The following is a 17,793-nucleotide window of genomic DNA, read 5'->3' as shown; positions in this document are numbered from 1 at the left end:
CCTTGGGAGAATCCTGGTACCGGCAGGAAGGAAGGGGCATCCCGGGTTCCCGGGATGCCGTTCACTCCCCCGCGTCGCCGGCGAGCATAAACCCTTTCCACGCAGGAGCATGGCCTAGAGCTCGTCGGGGAGGTCCCGCCAGGGCGAGTTGGTGCGGTACTTCCACGCGATGGCCTCGAGCGTGCCGCGGTGATCGGCCCAGCGCCGTCCCCGGACCGGATCGGCCGGCATTGAGCGGCTCGATCAGGTCCCACATCGCATCAGTGATCACTAATCGGACAGACACATCCGATCAACTGACCAACCCATCAAAGAGACACGCTCTGGCCCCCGCGACTTCGAGGACCGATCTTGGGCACCCTCGTTCTCGTCTCCGCAGGCACCCCTTGGACCACACCACCAGGAGGAACCAGTGTCATACCCGCAACTGCTCACCGCCGAGAAGAAGCTCGCCGATGCGAAGAAGCTGTTGAGCCTCCCGCATATCGTCGTGATCTGCGGCTCCACCCGCTTCATGACCGAGATGAACGAGGCCGATCTGCGGGAGACCAAAGCCGGAAAGATTGTCGTCAAACCGGGCACTGACATGAAGTCGCCGCACGAACCTTGGTCCGCTCCTGTCGAGGCCGAGGCGCTGAAGGCTCGACTCGACGGTCTGCACCGGGCGAAGATCCGGCTCGCTGATGAGGTGCTCGTAGTTGGCGACTACATCGGAGACAGCACCCGAGCCGAAATCGCCTACGCCCGGTCGCTGGGCAAGGCTGTGCGGTTCACGCACCCCGAAGTCGACCTTGACGCCTGACCGCCCGCCCTTTGCATCGTGACCTCGGCGGCGCCAAGCAGCGCAAGCGCTCGGGCAGCGCGCGGCACATGGACCGTGCAGGCGCGCGTCCAGAAACTACGCCGGCCCGCTCGCGCCCCCTGAGCGAGCAGCGAGGGTGGCCGAGCTCCGGCGCGAGCCTTGGCCGGAAGCCGCCAGGCGCTGAGAGGCGGGGCCGGCTTGCACGGGCGTTCGAAAGTGGAGAGCCCCGGTCCCAGTCACCTGAGTGGGACCGGGACCGGAGGCTGAGGATCTTCGGGTCGAGCTGCGCGGCTACTTGAAGTCGTTGCGCGGGCCTTCGTCCGTGGCGACTTCGATGGTCCCGCGGCCACCCCCGCGCCGGCCACGCCGGCGAGGAACCGGGCCCGGGTGAGCCCCCGATCCCTTTGCTCACGCTCATCCAGCTTCTGCATACGGCCCACCCTGCCCGGGCCCGCCCCACCACCGCCGTCCGCCGACGGTCTACGGCACCGGGCCCGACGTCCATGACGCGTCGTCTGAAAGACGCACCCCCGGGCAGCGAAAGTCGGCTCGCGTGGCCGGCAGGCACCCGGCCGGGCGGTGTCCTTCCCGCGCAGGCACGGCCCGCGTGCTTCGGGGTACATGCTGGGAGTGCGCGGCGCCCGGCACGGCAGAAGGTGTGCGAGGTGCCGTTGTCACGGTCCGTTGCGGCAACGACCGGAAGGCCGGGTGGGATGGCACATACGCGGGCGGAAGCCAGTGCCCGGCATCCGAGGCATGAGCGCAGGGGAGAGGCACGGCTTCCGGCGGTGGTCGCGACCCTCGCCGCGATCGCCCTGTACCTGGTGCTGCCGCAGCGGCTGCTGATCGCTCCCCGGTACGTCCTGCCCGCCCTGGAATGCCTGCTGCTCATCCCGCTCGTCGCCATCAACCCCAAACGGCTGACCCGGCAGACGAAGACGTTCCGCGTGCTGTCGCTGACGCTCGTGGGCGTCATCGCGGTCAGCAACCTCGTGGCGCTGGCCATCCTGATCCACGAACTGGTGTACGCCGGGGTGAAGGACGGCCGGTCCCTGCTGGTGGCCGCGCTGCAGGTCTGGCTCACCAACATCATCGTCTTCGGGCTGGCCTACTGGGAGCTGGATCGGGGCGGTCCGGTCAGCCGCACCCAGGCGCCCCGCTCCGCCCTGCCCCTGGCGGACTTCCGTTTCTCCCAGGATGAGAACGACGACGCCGTCCAGGAAGTCGCCGACGGCGCGAGTGCCACCTCGGACTGGGTCCCCACCCTGATGGACTACCTGTACGTGTCCACCACCAACTCCACCGCCTTCAGCCCGACCGACACCATGCCGCTGTCGACCCGCGCCAAGGCCCTGATGGCCATCCAGAGCATCTCCGCGCTCCTGACCTCACTCCTCGTGATCGCGCGGGCCGTCAGCATCCTGCACTGAACAGGCCCCTTCGCCCCCCTTCGCTCCCTTCGCGTCCACCCGGTACGTCCACCGCGCATCCGGCGTACCCCGCCCGCCCCCACGGCGCCGCACCGCTTCCGTGTTGCTCCCCGATACCCGGAGGGGACACTGAAGACAAAGGTGAAGGGTCAGGAGGTGCTGTGTGGCCGCCACGCACAGGCCGGCGGGTGCTCCTGGCGGCGTTCGCCCTCCTGGCGCTGCTCGTAGCTGGCGTCGGCGGGTATGCGCTGCTCGGGTTCTCGCTGCCCGACGCCGTCTACATGACGGTGATGACGCTGACCACGGAAGGGTTCTCCGGCTCCGACCGGCTCACCGAGGCCGGCAAGCCCTTCACCGCCGCGCTGGCGGTGGTGGGGGTCGCGGTCTTCGTCGCGGCCCTGGGGCTGATCGGGACAGCACTGGTGGAGGGGCGGTTCGGGCCCGCGGGAAGGAAGCGGCGCATGCAGCACCGCATCGACACGCTGCGCGACCACTTCATCGTCTGCGCCTACGGGCGCGTCGGCCAGGCCGTGGCCCGCGAGTTCGAAGCCGAGGGCGTCCCCTTCGTCGTCATCGAGAACAAAACCGCCCTGGAAGAGCAGCTGCAGCGTGAGCGCGCCCTACCTGATCGGCAACGCCGCCTCCGAGCAGGTGCTGCGCCGCGCGGGCATCACGTACGCCCGCGGCCTGGTCTGCGCGGTCGACTCGGACGCCGAGAACGTCTACATCACCCTGATCGCCCACTCCCTCAACCCCTCGCTCGCCATCGTCTCGCGCGCCTCGGAGGCGGCGTCGGCCGAACGCCTCACCCACGCCGGCGCGAGCAGCGTGGTCTCTCCCTACATCACGAGCGGCCGGCGGATGGCTCTGCTGGCGGTCCGCCCGCACGTGGTGGACTTCCTGGAGTTCACCCGGGCCGGCAGCTCCGACGTCCGGATCGAGGAGATCCGCTTCGATGCCGACTCCCGCCTCGTGGGCCGGCCCCTGCGACAGGCCTGCGGGGGAGCGCTGCCCCTGCTGATCCGCCGCGCCGACGGCGCCCTGGAACCCAACCCCGATCCCGAGACCGCCGTGCAGGCCGGCGACACCATGATCGTGTTCGGCGACCCCGGCGCCCTGCGCCCCATCGAAGACGACTAGACCCGAAGACGAAGAGACCTACGCCCCCTCCTTCCTCACCTGGAAGGGGGCGGGCATGCTCGATGCAGCCGTCTTCCGATCGCGCCGGATGGGGAAGATCCTGATGCTCGACCAGGATCGTGTCCGCCGACGACGGGCCTGTGCCCAGGCCCTGAGCGTGTCCGGGCCGGTTCCAAATCCGCGTCCTGGCTGGGCGGGCGAGCCCAGGGGGACGGATTCCGGCTGGTGGCTCGTCTGGCAGGACCGCGGCTTGGAAGAGGAACGACGACCTTCTCCGGTTACAGGGTCACTTGAATTGCTGTGACGGGGCGGGCGTGCGGGCGACGAGGAGGGCGATGTCGTCGGCGTGGTCGGCGGCCATGCCGGCGAGGAGTTCGTCGCAGAACGTGTCGAGGTCTTCGCGGGCGAGGGCGGCGGCGTGCTGTCGTAGGCGGGTCATGCCGTGATGGAGGTCTTCGCCGCGGCGTTCGATGAGCCCGTCGGTGTACATGAGTACGGTGGAGCGGGCGGGCAGAGTTTCGGTGGCGTGATGGCGCGAGAGGGTGGGGTCGACGCCGAGGAGGAGGCCGCGGCCGCCCTTGAGGTAGCGGGTGTCGCCTTCGTGGGTGACCAGCAGGGGCGGTGGGTGCCCGGCGCTGGAGTAGGTGATCGTCCAGTCTCCGCCGTCGTCCTGGTCGAGGAGGGCGTACAGGCAGGTGGCTGTGGCCTGCGGATAGAGGGCGTTGTGGGCAAGGTCGAGGCGGTGCAGGATCTTCCCGGGGGGCTCTTGGCGGTCGCAGCCGATCCCTCGGAGCATGTTGCGCAGCTGGCTCATGGTGATCGCTGCTCGCAGGTCGTGGCCGGTGACGTCGCCCATGATCATGGTGGTGCTGCCGTTGGGCAGGGGGAAGCTGTCGTACCAGTCGCCGCCGACTTCGGCGGTGGTGGCGGCGGGTGCGTAGCGGGCGGCCATCTGCAGCAGGCCGGTCTGGGGAAGGGTGGGCAGCAGGGAGCGCTGGAGGCGTTCGGCGATGTGCTGGGTCTCGCGGTGCAGCCGGGCGTTGTCGACGCCCAGGGCAATGCGGTGGGTCAGGTCCTCCACCATGGCCAGGTCGTCGCAGGTGAGGGGGGCGCGGTGGGCAGAGCGGCCGATGGTCAGGGCGCCGAGGACCTGGCGGCGGGCGCGTACGGGGGCGACCACGGCGGTGTCGGTGCCGAGTTGATCGAACAGCTCGAGCTGACGGGCGTCCAGCGGGTCGGCAGCCTTGCCGGGGCTGAGGATGTCGGCCGCGGTCAGCAGCAGGGGGCCGGCGCCCCTGAGCGCGCGTGAGAGCGGGCCGACCGGATCTTCCGGGACGTCGGGCAGCAGGCCGGTCAGGCCGCCGACCGGCAGGATGCCGGGATCGCGGTGGACGACGCTGACCCGGCGGGGACGGCCGTCGTCGTCGAGCAGGTCGACCGCGCACCAGTCGGCCAGCTGAGGCACCAGGATGCGGCACACCCGACCAACCGCAGCGTAGGAATCGAGCGTGCTGGTCATGGCGGTGGTGGTCTCCGCCAGAAGAGTCAGCCGGTCCAGCGCCCGCTGGACCACCTCGTCCACCTCGAAATCGTCCATACCCCCTCCTTCCCGCCATGCCCAGAAGAAGGGCACGGGGCGAGCCCGCCCCCAGGGGAACACGGCCAGACCACGTACAGCACAGACGACCTCGTCCCCCTCGACCCGCCAGGTCGCCGTCCACCAGCCCGCCCAATCAGGACGCGGGTCGAGGACCTCCCCGCACACCACCGCGTACGAGGTTCTGCGCGGTGCCCTTGAGGCATGCCGGGTGCTGAGTTGGGGTGCGTGTGGCCGATACGGCAGAACCAGAAAACTGCCCTTACCGGGACGGACCGGGCACTACCGGGATGAGCTCCACCCTGCACCTGGGCCTGACCTGGCCGGACGCGCTCGAAGACCTCCCCCCGGAGGCCACCGTCCTCTTCTACCCCGACGGGCTCGTCGAGAGCCGGGAACGCCCCATCGACGCCGGCATGGCCAGACTCCGCCACCACGCCTCCCTCCTCGCCCGCCACCACACGCCCGAACCATCGACGACTTCTGCGACCAACTCCTGCAACGCCTTGCCCCCCACGAAGACGACACCGCCCTGCTCACCCTGCGCCTACCACCGGCCGGAGCCGGCACCCCCGACGACCACAGTCCGCCACCGCCACCGCAAAGCGCCAACAGCCCCGCCGCCCCGGAACGAGCCGCCCCCGGCTCACTGGAGGAGCAAGCCCCCGTACAAGACCCCACACGAGACGCTCGCGAGTCCCTACGCCCACCAGGCCGGCCCGACGCATAAAGGCTCATGGATGCGGGATGCCAGGAGCTGGGCGGTTGTAGCGGCGAAGCCCTGGTGTCTACCCCGGCGCTCGGCCCACTGCCGCACCAAACGCACCCCGACGCACAGGCGACGGGCCCAGCTGCATCGGCCTGCACTTCGCCAGCCCCCTGATCTAAGCGATCATGCACAGGCTGCTGCGCGTTTTCGCCTGGGCACGGCAGGTCCTAGCGCGCCGCGGCGACCGCAGGTGGGCGCACCTGTTCCCAGAGCGCCAGGCAAACGCTTGCACAACGCCTGGGCGGCCGTGCGGTGCACCATCACCTGCGCCATCGCCTGTGACGCGGGCGACCACCACCATCACCCGCGCGCCCCTGCTCCCGCATACCGAGGCGACGGCCTGCTCCGCGTCCTGACGCGTGCCCCGGCACACGGCCTGGCAGTAGGCACCAGCCCTCGCACCAGCCGTCCGACCCCCGCACTCCCCCACAACCGTCCGGCAAACGAAGGCCCGTCCCAGGGCCGCCGACCGACGGGAAGACGGCAGACCGGGCACAGCCAACGGGGTGCGGCAGTGAAGCCGAACCCGGGGCGCGGGTCTCGTTGGTGATCCCGGTGCGGGTGGCGGCCTGGCGTTGGCTGCCGCGCGGTGCGGGGCTGCCAACGGGCGGTAACGGCGCTGGGCAAGGCCGACGTCATGCCCGCAGTGACACGCAGACAGCTCGCCGCGACACCGCCGATACCAACGATCACTGAACCTGAACACCGCTCAGCGAAGATGACACCACCTGACCACCCGGCTCCATACCTGAGAACCCGCAGATCAGTGCGCCACCCCACACCCAGCCACGCGGAAGACGCCGACTGGGGCGGGCCGGGCTGTAGAGAGTGACCTGCTATGCAGCTTCTCGCCCCCGTGCCGGTGGGGCGCCCAGGGCGGGGAGGCAGACGTAGTGGCACGCGCGTGGCACGGCGCCTGAAACGGCTAAGGGCCAGCCTGGGAGGGAAACCCTCCCGAGCTGGCCCCCTTCTGTCTGTGCCCCTGGCAGGATTCGAACCCGCGACACTCGCTTTAAAGGAGCGAGGTTGGGTGATCGTGGGTGTGACCTGCGGATTTCCTAGCTTGGGCAGAGCCCGTGGGAAATCACCTCTGTGTACCTCGGCTCCCCGTGAGTCCCCGTCCGTTCTGGCGCGAGAGTGGCATGACCCTGCTTGCGCACGCCCCCTCGACCGTCGTCCGACCACCCCGCCACGGCACCACTTCAGGGATCGATTCCCCCGCCGCAGGCGAGTCCGGCTGCCACTACAGGTAAAGCGGTCATAAAATCTACACAACTGGGCACAAGTAGGCATGAAACGGAATAAAATGGGCGTTATGTAGCCAAAGGGGGGCATCACCGGGAGAGTCCCGACGCCAGGAGAATCTCAATGACCTACGGAACGATGGCCGCTCCCGAGTCCAACCCCCGCGCCAACGCCGCTTTGGCTGACGGCTGCGAGGTGTGCAACGGCTGGGGAAGCGTGATCACTTTCCAGGGGCGGTACGAACTGTGCCAGGCCTGCCAGTCCCCCACCGAACGCGAGTGCCACGACAGCGGCTGATTGCAGGGGGGGTGTTACTGACCTTCATACGTGATGTCGTCACGGTGGCTGGTACCGGAGGCAGGATGCCCTTGACTGGGTTGATGGTCGGGTCTGAGACCAGCACGACAGGGCCGCCGAGCTGCCGGTGCGCGGTCTGGATCAGGCCGCAGGCGTCCGTCTGGCCGGGCGTCCGGGCAGGCCGGTAGATCAGCGGCGATCGTTTGCCGGCCTTGTAGCAGGCCAGGGCGGCCACCGATAAGCGGCGGCGCGAGCGGCCCCGGACGCGGACCACGGGGGTGTGCCCTCGGCGCGACCAGGTGCGGATGGCCGGCGGCGTTCTCGTCCCGCTCGATCGCACGCCGGGCGGGACCCGGCAGGTCCACCCGTGCCGTGCCGCTTGAGCAGGGCGGCGCCGGCCACGGGCACGCCGCCTCCACCGCACCGGCCCCACGGCGGGCGAGGCGTTGCTGGAGCCGCTCGTACGCAGCCGGCCGGACTCCCACGCCACCAGCTCGCCGTCCAGCCCCACTCCTGAACGCCTACCTGGTGGAGCCGCAGTGCCGCGTGCAGCGGGGCGGGCCCGCCGCCTGACGAGCCTGGATCAGATGCGCCAGGACCGCAGGGTCTCGGCGACGGCGTAGACGCTCAGCCGGGTGTCCCGGACCTTTTTGACGAGGTCGGACAGGGCGCCGTATGGGGGGTCGATGCCTTCGTCGGACTGATCCATGTACTGGGCAGTCACGAAGGCGGCGAAGAGGCTGTTGCGGTGGGGGAGCGGCTCCAGGCGCACGAGCGTGTGTAGGAGTGCGGCCGCGCGCCAGGCGGCATCCGGGTCGGAGGTCTCGAGCGTCGGCATCCGGGTCTTGTGCCGGGCGACGGCCGCTACTAGCGCGGAGTAGTCGGTTACGGTCACGTCTTCGTGTCCGAGGGCGGCTTCCTGGACGTCGAGCAGCCAAGAGACGTCGATGTGCACAACCATCAGGCAGCCGCAGCCTCGTCGCCACGCTGAGAGGGCGGAATCTCCTCGGGGAAGGCCTCGTCGAACTCCCCGCGCAGCCTGTCGGCCCAGGCGGTGGCGCCGGCGACGAACCGCTTGCGGTGCATCTCGCGTACGCCAAGGTCGTGCAGGTACTGCTTGAGGCTCTTGCCCTCGGCGGCGGCGGCGGCGCGGACGCCTTCCATTTCCTCATCAGAGAAGGACACGTTCAGTGATGGCATGAGCCGATGGTACCTAGTTGGTACCACGCTCCTCAAGCCCTCTTTCGGTGGGTTGGTAGCTCTTCCCCCGGGAGCACCGCTTCGCAGGACTCTCGACCGGGGCGGGGCCTTCGATGCGCTGTCTGGGTGCGTTTCGCGCTCCAGCGGAATGCGGCTTGGTCGGTGCCGCTCGCGGGCCTGAGCGGCTGCTTCGCACCCGGCCTCACCGACGTCCATGGCCGCTTCACCGGCTGGCACGCGCAAGGGGTCGAGGACTCGGCTACGCACAGGCAGCGGACGCCTGTGTGGATCACACCCGCGCCGTAGACTCGAATCGCTTAACCGGAAACTTATCCCATTCCTTAACCTTCCAGGGCCCGTTTCAGCCCTACCGCGGCGAGTGCGGTGTCCGCGAGCGGTGTTTGTAATCAGAGGTGGGTGCGCTGAAGCTATGCCCGGCAAGAACCCGAAGTGATGTCGATCCGCTTCGTGTCCCGGTCATACCGCGAACCTGCGCCGTGCGTACAGTGCCGACGGCCTGGCTGGAACAGACCATCAGCGGCTGGCTGAACGCATGCGCCCGCAAGGATCAACGACGACGGCACAGCATCTGGTCCCGTGCTGGGCGGACACGTGAGTTTCATGCTCGCCCGGCACCACCTGGCGCCCCCCGCTTGGCCTGCTTCCCGACCTCTCTGCAGGCAAGGAACGCGAAACTAGCATCGGCGCCGACGTACGGCGCGACGATCCGCTTCATCACACAGTTCGCCGTACCGACTGCGCAGGCCTGTCCCTGCAGCTGAAGGAGCAGAACGAGGATGTTCGACGCCGAGACTGGCTCTTGGGCCGCGCTCCACGAAAAGTCCGGCCGCTGGATCGTCCGTCAGGACGGGGCGGTGCCTCTGGCATGGGGCCGACACACCGTCAGTGGAGAGGGCCACCGTCCGCGTAACCGCGGAGGGACAGAACATCCACACTGGTAGGTCGCCGGGCGACAACAACGGCAACCGACAGCACCGCTCACGCCTGGCACGAGCTCCCGACACTGCTGGGGGTTTCTGCAGTCTTTGGTCATCACCGTGACCGGCGTTGCTGGCCAGCGTACCGGGCGCCGTCGGGTTGTGGTTGGGGCTCAAGGGATCCCCAACCACAACCCGACGGGAAGCAGCGGTCCGCCGCAGGCCGCCCCGGACGTCCGGCAGGAGTGGCCCCCAGCCCGGCCCGCGCCAGTGGCAGAAGGACCGAGGCATCCCGTAGCTCTTTGGCTCCCGGTGGCGAACTGTCACCGGAGGCCACAGGCATGGGTCAGCGTCTGCGGGCCCAGCCGGCACCGATTCCGGCCACATGCAAAGCCAGAGCGGTCAGCCCCAGCAGCATGACGTTCGTCGAAGAAAACGCATCGTTGGTACTGATATCAGCCGCGTTGATCAAAAACGCAAAGAAGAACAACACCGCCGCAACTACGCCAAGCATGACGAGCTCCTCTCACCAGGGGGTGAAGCCCGTATGCCCGGCTATCGCTCCCGCAGACGCCGGGATTGGCTTTGGCGAGCAGTTGTGAAGGCACTTGTCGATGAGTGACGACGCCCGCAGGATCGGCTCCAGGTCCAGGACCATCGCCGAGGACTTCGCGCTCGAACAGCCGCTGCTGATGCCGCTGCCCAAGGAGCCGTTCGAAACCGGGCGGCTGTTCACCCCGCGGGTCGACCGCTACGGCCAGATCCCGGTTCGCACGAACCGCTACTCGGCGGTTTCTAGCGGTCGTTGCAACACGTTGTCGTGTTGATCAGGCGGCGAGCAGTTTATGCAGGCGCTCGGCTGGGGTTTCCCAGCCGAGCGTTTTGCGTGGGCGGCGGTCGAGCTGGTCGGCGACGGCGGTCAGGTGCTCGGGACTGTGGATGGACAGGTTGGTCCCCTTCGGGAAGTACTGCCGCAGCAGGCCGTTCGTGTTCTCGTTCGAGCCGCGCTGCCAGGGGCTGGCAGGGTCGCAGAAGTAGACCGGAATGTCGGTGGCCAGGGTGAACTCGTTGTGCCGGGCCATCTCCAAGCCTTGGTCCCGGGTCAGGGACCGCATCAGCTGAGTAGGCAGAGTCTGGACCGTGGCTGTCAGTGCGGCAAGGACGGCCTCGGCAGTTGATCGTCGGGCAGGTGCAGGAGCGTGACGTAGCGGGTGGCGCGTTCGACCAGGGTTTTCCGGCGACGGATACCGGCTCCGGCCACTGCACAGCGGCCTGTGCGTGGGATTCCTCCCTCCGGTCACAGACGGCGCCGAAGCCGTGCAGACCGACTGCACCGGATCCTCCAGCCAGGCCTTCACCTTCACCGCGGGTTGAGTCGGCAACAGTCGTTGCGCACCTGATCTGGATGTAGGCACTGAAAGAACGCCCTTGTAAGGGTGCTCTAGCGCGAGGAGCCGCGTCGCAGGGGCCGGGCGATCGACCAAAGGACAACTACGTCGGCCGGAATGTCTGTGTCGGACGCGAGGGCGGCACCATCGGCGACCTGCGCTCCTACCAGCTCAACGACACCACCCACAGCCTTCGCAACAACGACACCCCCTGCGGCGCCTGAGCGACCGGCAGGGCGGGCTGACAACCCAGGCGAGCGACCCACCGCTCAACCGCCCTTCCTCCTGCTTGTGGCGGATCGGCCACAAGCAGGAGGAAGGGGCCTTTGCGCGAGGGTTCCAGCTCTGGCCAGGGCGGTGACGAAGTACAGCACGCGGCCGGCTTCGACATCGTCGGTGTACTGACGCAGTGCCGGTCAACCCAAACCCGTGCCAAGGCATACGCATTCGCCGCCGCCCCGGAAGAGCTCTCGGCAGAGCTCGCTCGGCGGGACCTGATCACACGGCCAGGTCCCGCCTCACCCACGGTCCCGGCACCAAGGTCGCGGTCGTCGGCCTCGGCGGTCTCGGCCACCTCGGCGTGAAGATGGCCAAGGCCATGGGTGCCGACGTCACCGTGCTGTCCCGCTCGGTCCGCGAGCAGGTCGCCGAGAGCTGCGGTGTCCCCTTCGAGCATGACGTCAAGGTAGGCGGCGCGGTGAGCCTTCCGCAGATTCGCGATGGCCGTTGCGTCGGGGGTGGGCATGGTGACTCCTTAGCGGGGCTGTGAATTGGTCCGGCCCCCTCCGCCCCTGAAACCGCACCTCACCGGCACTCTGTCGCCTCACCCCGGACATGCCGCCCGCGCCTGGGGTGAGGCGACACTGTTCCCGCGCTGCTCCTGGTCACCACGACCGGGCGCCAGCGGCGTCTTCAACACCAGCCGCCAGGTCGGCGGCGCCCTGTCCGTGGCCGTCTTCGGCGCCCTGATCTCCGCCCCGGCCGGCTTCGGGCACGGCCTGCGGATCAGTCTCGCCCTGGCCGCCGCCGTCGCCCTCCTCGCCGCTCTGGCCGCGACCCGGATGGCCACCGCCCGACGTGGCGCCTGATGCGACACTGCGCGTCGGCACCACCAGGCGTGCCCGGTGGTGCCGGGCGTGGCGCCTCCTGCCGGTCAGTGCAGTTGATCAGTCTGGGGCGTGTCGGTGTTCGCGGCGCGGTGCGCGGTAGCGGCCAGGCTGGCCAGCAGCTTGAGGTGATCCTCGAAGGTGCTGCCCGGTTCGGCGGTGTAGAGGCTCAGGTCGTGCACGGCCCGCTGGGACACGGGCAGGTCCACCGACTGGTAGGTGAGCTCCAGCTCGCCGACCTCGGGGTGCTGAAGCCGTTTGACGCCGTCGTGGCGGATGCGGACATCGTGCGCCGCCCACAGGGTGCGGAAGTCACGGCTGAGGGTGGACAGCTCACCGATCAGTTCACGCAGGGTTCGGTCGTGCGGTTCACGTCCGGCCTCGGCGCGCAGCAGTGCGACGGTGGCGGCGGCACCGGCCTCCCAGTCGACGAAGAAGTCGTGGGAGGTGTCGTCGAGGAAGTGGTAGCGGGCGAAGTTGGGACGGCCGCTTTTGTCGGTGGTGGGGCTGTCGAACATCGGCGCGTGCAGGGCGCGGCCGAGCGCGTTGTGGGCGATGACGTCCAGGCGGCCGTTGCGTACGAAGGCGGCCGACATCGTGATGGAGTCCAGCAGCCACTGGATGCGGGGCGGTACGGCGACGTCCCGGCGGCGCGACGGCGTGCGGCGGGCGGGGCGTGCGGCGCGGGCCAGGTCGAACAGGTAGGTGCGCTCGTCCTCGTCGAGCTGCAACGCCTGGGCGACCGCGGCGAGGACGTCCTCGGAGACGCCGCTGATGTGGCCCTTCTCCAGCCGGGTGTACCACTCGGTACTCACCCCCGCCAGGACGGCGACCTCCTCGCGCCGCAGCCCGGGAACCCGGCGCCGGCCGCTGGTGGGCAGCCCGGCCTGCTCCGGGGTGATCTTGGCGCGGCGGCTGGCGAGAAAGTCCCGGATCTCGGTGCGGTGATCGTGCTGGTCATCCATGTACTCCACGGTAGCCACGCTCACCCGGGGAGGGAGGTTGAGCTTGTACCCCCCATAAACGCGACCTTCCTCAAGGGTGGGGCGGCCGGTTTCCTGGATGACGCACCCCGATCACAACCCCATGGAGATGCACCGTGAGTACGCGAGGAGGAACCCTCCAGGCTCCCGCCGAGGTCCGGACCGAACCGTCTGGGCAGGCAGGACCGGCCCGTCTGCGGCTCGTCGTCTACATTCTGGCGCTTGGCACGTTCCTGATGGGCACGACCGAGTTCGTCGTGGCCGGACTGCTGCCCGAGATCGCGGGCGACCTGGGCGTGAGTGTGGCCCGGACCGGCCTGATGATCACCGTCTTCGCGGTCGGGATGATCATCGGGGCGCCGCTGATGGCGATGCTCACCCTGCGGCTGCCCAAGCGGCTCACCCTGATGCTCGCCCTGGCCGTCTTCGCTGTTGGGCACGTCATCGTCGCCCTCAGCTCGGACTTCACCGTGCTGCTGGCGGCACGGTTCCTGACCGCGATCGCCACCGGAGCGTTCTGGGCGGTGGCCAACGTGGCCGCCGCGAACGCCGCGGGCCCCGCCGCGAGCTCGCGCGCCCTCGGCCTCGTGGGGGCCGGTGCGATGCTCGCGAACGTCGTCGGCGTGCCGGTGGGCGCGTTCGCCGGACAGCTCATTGGCTGGCGCGGACCCTTCTGGGCGCTGGCCGCTCTCTCCGCCGCGGCCATCGTGCTGATCGCCCGTACCGTCGCACACGACGGACCGGCCCAGCAGACGGTGTCGGTGCGCTCCGAGCTGACCGCGCTGCGCTCGGGCCGCGTGTGGCTGGTGCTGGCGGCCTGCGCCACCACGACCGGCGGCGTCCTGGCCGCGTACTCCTACATTGCGCCGCTGCTGACCGACCGGTCCGGGATCGCGTCCGGCATAGTGCCGCTGGTGCTGGTCGGCTTCGGCCTGGGCGCCCTGGCCGGCTCGCTGGTCGGAGGCCGCCTCGGTGACCGCCGCCCGCACACGGTCACGATCGTGGCCGCCGCCGGAGCCACCCTCCTGCTCCTGGCGATCTCCCTGCTGGCCGGCTACGCCGTACCCACCATCATCCTGGTCACCCTGCTCGGCTTCTTCGGCCTGGGCGCCAACCCGGTACTGATGGCCCTGGCCGTCCGCTTCGCGAAGCAGGCACCCGTCCTGGCCTCCGCCCTGACCGTCTCGGCGTTCAACCTTGGCACCGCCATCGGCTCCGGGATCGCCGGCCACACCCTCGACTCCTCGCTCGGCACCACCGGCCCGGCCATCGTCGGCACCGTCATCGCCGCCCTCACCCTGATCCCCACCATCCTCATCGCGCTCCTCCAGCGCCGCTGCACGGCAGCAGCCGCCTAGGCCACTGCGGACACCCGCACGGCAAAGGGCACGAAGACAGACCCCGCAAATACGGCTGGACCAAATCAAACCGACGAGAGTGATCACGACCAGCTCACACCCCCGACAGCACGCTTAGGAGGACTGCCGCGATGGCTGACTCTCCCCGTACGACAGACGTCCGCGCGATGGTCGTCCAGGCTCATGGCGGCCCGGACACCCTCACCGCTCACGACGTCCACCTGAAGGCTCCCGGACCCGGCCAGGTCCTGGTCCGCCTGGCCGCGGCGGGCGTCAACTTCGTGGACATCTACATGCGCCGCGGCCTCAAGCCCGGGCCACTGCCCTTCACCCCCGGCCTGGAAGGCGCCGGTGTGGTGGAGGCCGTCGGCCCCGGCGTGAGCAACGTCCAGCCGGGCGACCGCGTCGCCTACGCCCAGCAGATCGGCGCCTACGCCGAAGCCACCCTCGTACCGGCCGACAGCCTGATCCCGCTGCCCGACGACGTGCCCTTCGAGCAGGGCGCCGCCTTCCCCCTCCAGGGCATGACCGCCCACTACCTGATCCACGAGTTCCGCAAGCCCTCCGAAGGCGACGTGGTCCTCGTCCACGCCGCCGCCGGCGGCGTGGGCCTGTTCCTGGTCCAGTGGGCCCGCCACCTCGGGGCCCGCGTCATCGGCACGGTGTCGACACAGGAGAAGGCGCAGGCGGTCCGCGAAGCGGGCGCCCACGACGTCATCCTCTACACCGAGCAGGACTTCGCCGAAGAGACGCTGCGCCTGACCGACGGGCACGGCGCCGACCTCATCATCGACGGCGTCGCAGCGACCACCTTCGCGGGAAACCTGAAGGCCGCCGCCCTGCGCGGACACATCGTGATCTTCGGGGCGGCCAGCGGCCCCGCCGAACCCATCTCACCCAACGTGCTCATGGAACGCTCGCTGTCGCTGTCCGGCGGCGACCTGTGGCACTTCATGGAAACCCGCAAGGAGATGCTCCACCGCGCCGGCGCGGTGATGGAGGGCATCGAGCACGGCTGGCTGACACCCCGCATCTCCCGCGTCCTCCCGCTGGCGGACGCCGCCGAGGCACACCGCCTGCTGGAAAACCGCAAGACCATCGGCAAGATCCTGCTCGCCACCGGCGACTGATCCCCACCCCCCCTCACGCACCACCTGGAAACGGAGCACCACCCCCATGCGCGCAACCCTCATGTACAGCGCCGGCGACGTCCGCGTCGAGAACGTCCCCGACCCCGTCATCAAGCACCCCACCGACGCCCTCGTCCGCATCACCGCCTCCTGCGTCTGCGGCAGCGACCTGTGGCCCTACGCCTCGATGAAGCCCGAAGACGGCCCCGCCCGGATGGGCCATGAGTTCATCGGCATCGTCGAGGACACCGGCTCGGAAGTGACCACCGTCAAGCGCGGCGACCTGGTCGTCGCCCCGTTCGCCATCTCCGACAACACCTGCGAGTTCTGCCGCGAGGGCCTGCACACCTCCTGCGCCCACGCCCAGGCCAACTTCTGGGACGGTGAAGCCGAGGAAGGCGGCCAGGCCGAAGCGGTCCGCGTCCCGCTCGCCGACGGCACTCTCGTCAAACTCCCCGTCGCCCCCGACTCCGCCCTCATCCCGTCCCTGCTGACGCTCTCGGACGTCTTCGGCACCGGCTACCACGCCGCCGTGGCGGGTGGCGTGAACGAGCGCACCCGCGTGACCGTGATCGGGGACGGCGCGGTCGGCCTGCTGGGGGTGCTGTCCGCCAAGCGGCTGGGTGCCGAACAGATCATCCTGATGGGCCGTCACCAGGCGCGCACCGACCTCGGCCGCGAGTTCGGCGCCACCGAGGTCGTCTCCGCCCGCGGCGACGAAGGAATCGCTCAGGTAAGGGAGCTGACCGGCGGGCACGGCACACACGTAGTCCTGGAGTGCGTCGGCAACATGCCCGCCTACCAGCAGGCCACCGGGATCGTCCGCCCCGGCGGCGTCATCAGCCGCGTCGGCGTACCCCAGTACGAGGAGGCACCGATCGGCTTCGGCAGCCTGTTCCGCCACAACATCCGCCTGGCCGGCGGACCCGCACCGGTCCGCGCCTACATCGAGGAACTGATGCCCGACATCCTCAACGGCACCATCGAGCCCGGGAAGGTCTTCGACACCACCACGAACCTCGACGGCGTCCCGGCCGGCTACCAGGACATGGCCGACCGCAAGAGCCTCAAGGTCCTCGTCAAGAACTGACCCGGCACCGCTCGCCGGAGGGGCTCAGAAGCCGAGCCCAGTCCTGTTCGACAGGCTCGAGCCACACCTCACGCACCCCACCCGGCGTGCCACGTCGGGTGGGGTCCGGGCCGTAGGCGTACCTCCCCGAGAGGGAGGCGGAGGGGGACGTGGACGCCCAGTGCACGCGGGAGGCCGCGGTGCGCGGCCGGTGGTCGTAGTCACGGGCGAGGCGCCGCCGCAGCTTGCACGGGGCCGTTGACCTGCCCGCTCACCCACCGCGTCGGCCGTGGGACGGAGTCCTTGCCGCGCCATGGTTGCGGCGAACGCCCCTGTGCAGTTGGGGGGTTGAGCTTGCACCCCCCACAAACCCGACCTGTCACGCCCGGCGCAGAAACGGTCTCCTGGAACCGTGCCTCGGTCACGACACCACCGACCGTCGCGCCTCTTCCCTCCACCGATCGAATATGAGGTCCATTCCATGGAACGTCGCACAGCGCTCGGACTGATCGCCGGTGGCGGCGCTGCCGCCGCCACGCAGGGGCGTTCAGAGCCGCAGCGGGGGCAAGGAGGGCCAAGGGGTCCAGCGGGTGGTCGAAGGCTCCGGCAGGGGCAGGGCGGCCCATCCGCAGCCCGGCCGGCCCGGACCGTCACTGCACCGCCCCCTGCACTGCGGACTCTCGTCCGCCGTGCAGGGGATCGGGCGGCTGTCACAGAGTGACGGTGTTCCAGGTCAGTTCACGCTGGTGGCCGTGCCGCCAGCCCCGGGTGTGGATGGCCTCGGAGGTGGGCCCCTCCCCGTCGCGGGACTTGGCGTCGACGTTCTGTCCCTTGTCCATGAAGGACTGCAGGGCACGGCCGCCCCAGTCCTCCCGCCCGCCCCAGCTCCATTCCTGTGCCCTCTGCGAGGGGTCGTAGTCGGCCATGACCACGGCTCCCTCGTTACCGCCGGTGTAGGCCATGACCTGATCCTTGGCCGGGTTGTACAGGGTGTAGACGTTGTCCTCGTCATCCGACCCCTTCGTCACCAACCACTGGCAGTAGCGGTCCCGGGTGTTCACGGTCTTCAGTAGCAGCGAATCGTCGGCCGGGGTGCTGCACAGGATCTTTCCCGGGAAGGCGGCGCTCTCGATGATGACGGCGCCCGGGATGCCCATGGACGACCTGGCGACGGACGACGCCGTCGCCTCCGCGGCCCCGGCGGTGGGGGCGAGCGTCGTGCCGAGCAGCGCGGTTCCCAGGCCGAGTGAGGCCACGACGGTGGCGATGGCGCGACGCGCGGACATGGTTCTGTTGATCGACATGATTCAGCTCCATGGCTGGAAGGGAGGGCACTGCGGA

15 protein-coding genes, 1 tRNA gene and 6 pseudogenes are annotated in these 17,793 nt (G+C 69.5%); 12 read left to right on the top strand and 10 right to left on the bottom strand.

From position 1 onward, the window contains the following. Positions 1-120: 120 nt before the first annotated feature. Positions 121-286: pseudogene (locus tag FHS34_RS44275) on the bottom strand (transposase); the annotation flags it as partial. A gap of 126 nt (positions 287-412) precedes the next feature. Between FHS34_RS44275 and FHS34_RS37885 the strand changes: the two are divergent. From FHS34_RS37885 to FHS34_RS44265, 4 genes and pseudogenes are all read left to right on the top strand, one after another. Further along, positions 413-802 carry a hypothetical protein gene (locus FHS34_RS37885; RefSeq protein WP_184974219.1) on the top strand — a complete coding sequence of 130 codons (390 nt, stop codon included), beginning with the start codon at positions 413-415 and terminating at the stop codon, positions 800-802. Positions 803-1,590: 788 nt separating this feature from the next. Then, positions 1,591-2,232 carry a hypothetical protein gene (locus FHS34_RS37880; protein WP_220378399.1) on the top strand — a complete coding sequence of 214 codons (642 nt, stop codon included), beginning with the start codon at positions 1,591-1,593 and terminating at the stop codon, positions 2,230-2,232. A 161-nt stretch (positions 2,233-2,393) separates the two neighbouring features. After that, positions 2,394-3,012 (top strand): annotated as a pseudogene (locus FHS34_RS44270) (potassium channel family protein); the annotation flags it as partial. 81 nt (positions 3,013-3,093) lie between these two features. After that, complete coding sequence (locus tag FHS34_RS44265) at positions 3,094-3,372, top strand: TrkA C-terminal domain-containing protein (RefSeq protein ID WP_225817847.1); 279 nt, start codon at positions 3,094-3,096, stop codon at positions 3,370-3,372. 286 nt (positions 3,373-3,658) lie between these two features. On the opposite strand, the gene FHS34_RS37865 is transcribed toward FHS34_RS44265, so the two are convergent. Continuing rightward, entirely contained in the window at positions 3,659-4,969 is a 1,311-nt protein-coding gene (locus FHS34_RS37865; RefSeq protein WP_184974215.1) for a PP2C family protein-serine/threonine phosphatase, read from the bottom strand. Positions 4,970-5,256: 287 nt separating this feature from the next. Here FHS34_RS37865 and FHS34_RS43025 point away from each other — a divergent pair. Further along, positions 5,257-5,699 (top strand): annotated as a pseudogene (locus tag FHS34_RS43025) (SpoIIE family protein phosphatase); the annotation flags it as partial. A 1,016-nt stretch (positions 5,700-6,715) separates the two neighbouring features. Here the strand turns inward: FHS34_RS43025 and FHS34_RS37860 are convergent. Then, positions 6,716-6,807: transfer RNA gene (locus tag FHS34_RS37860), tRNA-Ser, on the bottom strand. A gap of 299 nt (positions 6,808-7,106) precedes the next feature. Between FHS34_RS37860 and FHS34_RS37855 the strand changes: the two genes are divergently transcribed. Continuing rightward, entirely contained in the window at positions 7,107-7,280 is a 174-nt protein-coding gene (locus FHS34_RS37855) for a hypothetical protein (RefSeq protein ID WP_184974297.1), read from the top strand. 91 nt (positions 7,281-7,371) lie between these two features. Here FHS34_RS37855 and FHS34_RS43020 read toward each other — a convergent pair. The 4 genes and pseudogenes from FHS34_RS43020 to FHS34_RS37840 form a co-directional block, all read right to left on the bottom strand. Further along, positions 7,372-7,653: pseudogene (locus FHS34_RS43020) on the bottom strand (IS630 family transposase); the annotation flags it as partial. Positions 7,654-7,863: 210 nt separating this feature from the next. After that, positions 7,864-8,241 (bottom strand): toxin Doc, encoded by a 378-nt coding sequence (locus tag FHS34_RS37850; RefSeq protein ID WP_184974213.1) that lies wholly within the window; start codon positions 8,239-8,241, stop codon positions 7,864-7,866. Next, entirely contained in the window at positions 8,241-8,480 is a 240-nt protein-coding gene (locus FHS34_RS37845; RefSeq protein ID WP_184974211.1) for a hypothetical protein, read from the bottom strand. Before FHS34_RS37845 ends, FHS34_RS37850 begins: the two co-directional genes overlap by 1 nt. Positions 8,481-9,764: 1,284 nt before the next feature. Then, positions 9,765-9,932 (bottom strand): hypothetical protein, encoded by a 168-nt coding sequence (locus FHS34_RS37840; protein WP_184974209.1) that lies wholly within the window; start codon positions 9,930-9,932, stop codon positions 9,765-9,767. 100 nt (positions 9,933-10,032) lie between these two features. On the opposite strand from FHS34_RS37840, the gene FHS34_RS37835 reads away from it, so the two are divergent. Further along, entirely contained in the window at positions 10,033-10,245 is a 213-nt protein-coding gene (locus FHS34_RS37835; RefSeq protein ID WP_225817835.1) for a hypothetical protein, read from the top strand. On the opposite strand, the pseudogene FHS34_RS37830 reads toward FHS34_RS37835, so the two are convergent. After that, positions 10,246-10,649, bottom strand: a pseudogene (locus FHS34_RS37830) (IS30 family transposase); the annotation flags it as partial. It abuts the gene before it with no gap. A gap of 659 nt (positions 10,650-11,308) precedes the next feature. Here FHS34_RS37830 and FHS34_RS37825 point away from each other — a divergent pair. Continuing rightward, positions 11,309-11,449, top strand: a pseudogene (locus FHS34_RS37825) (alcohol dehydrogenase); the annotation flags it as partial. A gap of 127 nt (positions 11,450-11,576) precedes the next feature. Next, positions 11,577-11,894, top strand: a complete 318-nt coding sequence (locus FHS34_RS43015; RefSeq protein WP_225817838.1) for a hypothetical protein — start codon at positions 11,577-11,579, stop codon at positions 11,892-11,894. Between the two features lie 65 nt (positions 11,895-11,959). On the opposite strand, the gene FHS34_RS37815 is transcribed toward FHS34_RS43015, so the two are convergent. Continuing rightward, complete coding sequence (locus tag FHS34_RS37815; protein WP_184974207.1) at positions 11,960-12,877, bottom strand: helix-turn-helix transcriptional regulator; 918 nt, start codon at positions 12,875-12,877, stop codon at positions 11,960-11,962. A 134-nt stretch (positions 12,878-13,011) separates the two neighbouring features. Here FHS34_RS37815 and FHS34_RS37810 point away from each other — a divergent pair, with 134 nt between their 5' ends. The 3 genes from FHS34_RS37810 to FHS34_RS37800 all read left to right on the top strand — a co-directional run bounded on the left by FHS34_RS37810 (position 13,012) and on the right by FHS34_RS37800 (position 16,473). Continuing rightward, positions 13,012-14,253, top strand: a complete 1,242-nt coding sequence (locus FHS34_RS37810; protein ID WP_225817840.1) for an MFS transporter — start codon at positions 13,012-13,014, stop codon at positions 14,251-14,253. A gap of 131 nt (positions 14,254-14,384) precedes the next feature. Continuing rightward, positions 14,385-15,383, top strand: a complete 999-nt coding sequence (locus tag FHS34_RS37805) for a quinone oxidoreductase family protein (protein WP_221509988.1) — start codon at positions 14,385-14,387, stop codon at positions 15,381-15,383. 46 nt (positions 15,384-15,429) lie between these two features. Then, positions 15,430-16,473: a zinc-dependent alcohol dehydrogenase family protein gene (locus FHS34_RS37800; protein WP_184974205.1), complete on the top strand. Its 1,044-nt coding sequence runs from the start codon at positions 15,430-15,432 to the stop codon at positions 16,471-16,473. A 689-nt stretch (positions 16,474-17,162) separates the two neighbouring features. On the opposite strand, the gene FHS34_RS37795 is transcribed toward FHS34_RS37800, so the two are convergent. Further along, positions 17,163-17,756 carry a hypothetical protein gene (locus tag FHS34_RS37795; protein ID WP_184974203.1) on the bottom strand — a complete coding sequence of 198 codons (594 nt, stop codon included), beginning with the start codon at positions 17,754-17,756 and terminating at the stop codon, positions 17,163-17,165. Positions 17,757-17,793 lie beyond the last annotated feature (37 nt).

Source organism: Streptomyces echinatus, from assembly GCF_014203595.1.
Taxonomy (GTDB): domain Bacteria; phylum Actinomycetota; class Actinomycetes; order Streptomycetales; family Streptomycetaceae; genus Streptomyces; species Streptomyces echinatus.
This window is presented reverse-complemented; position numbering and strand designations above follow the sequence as displayed.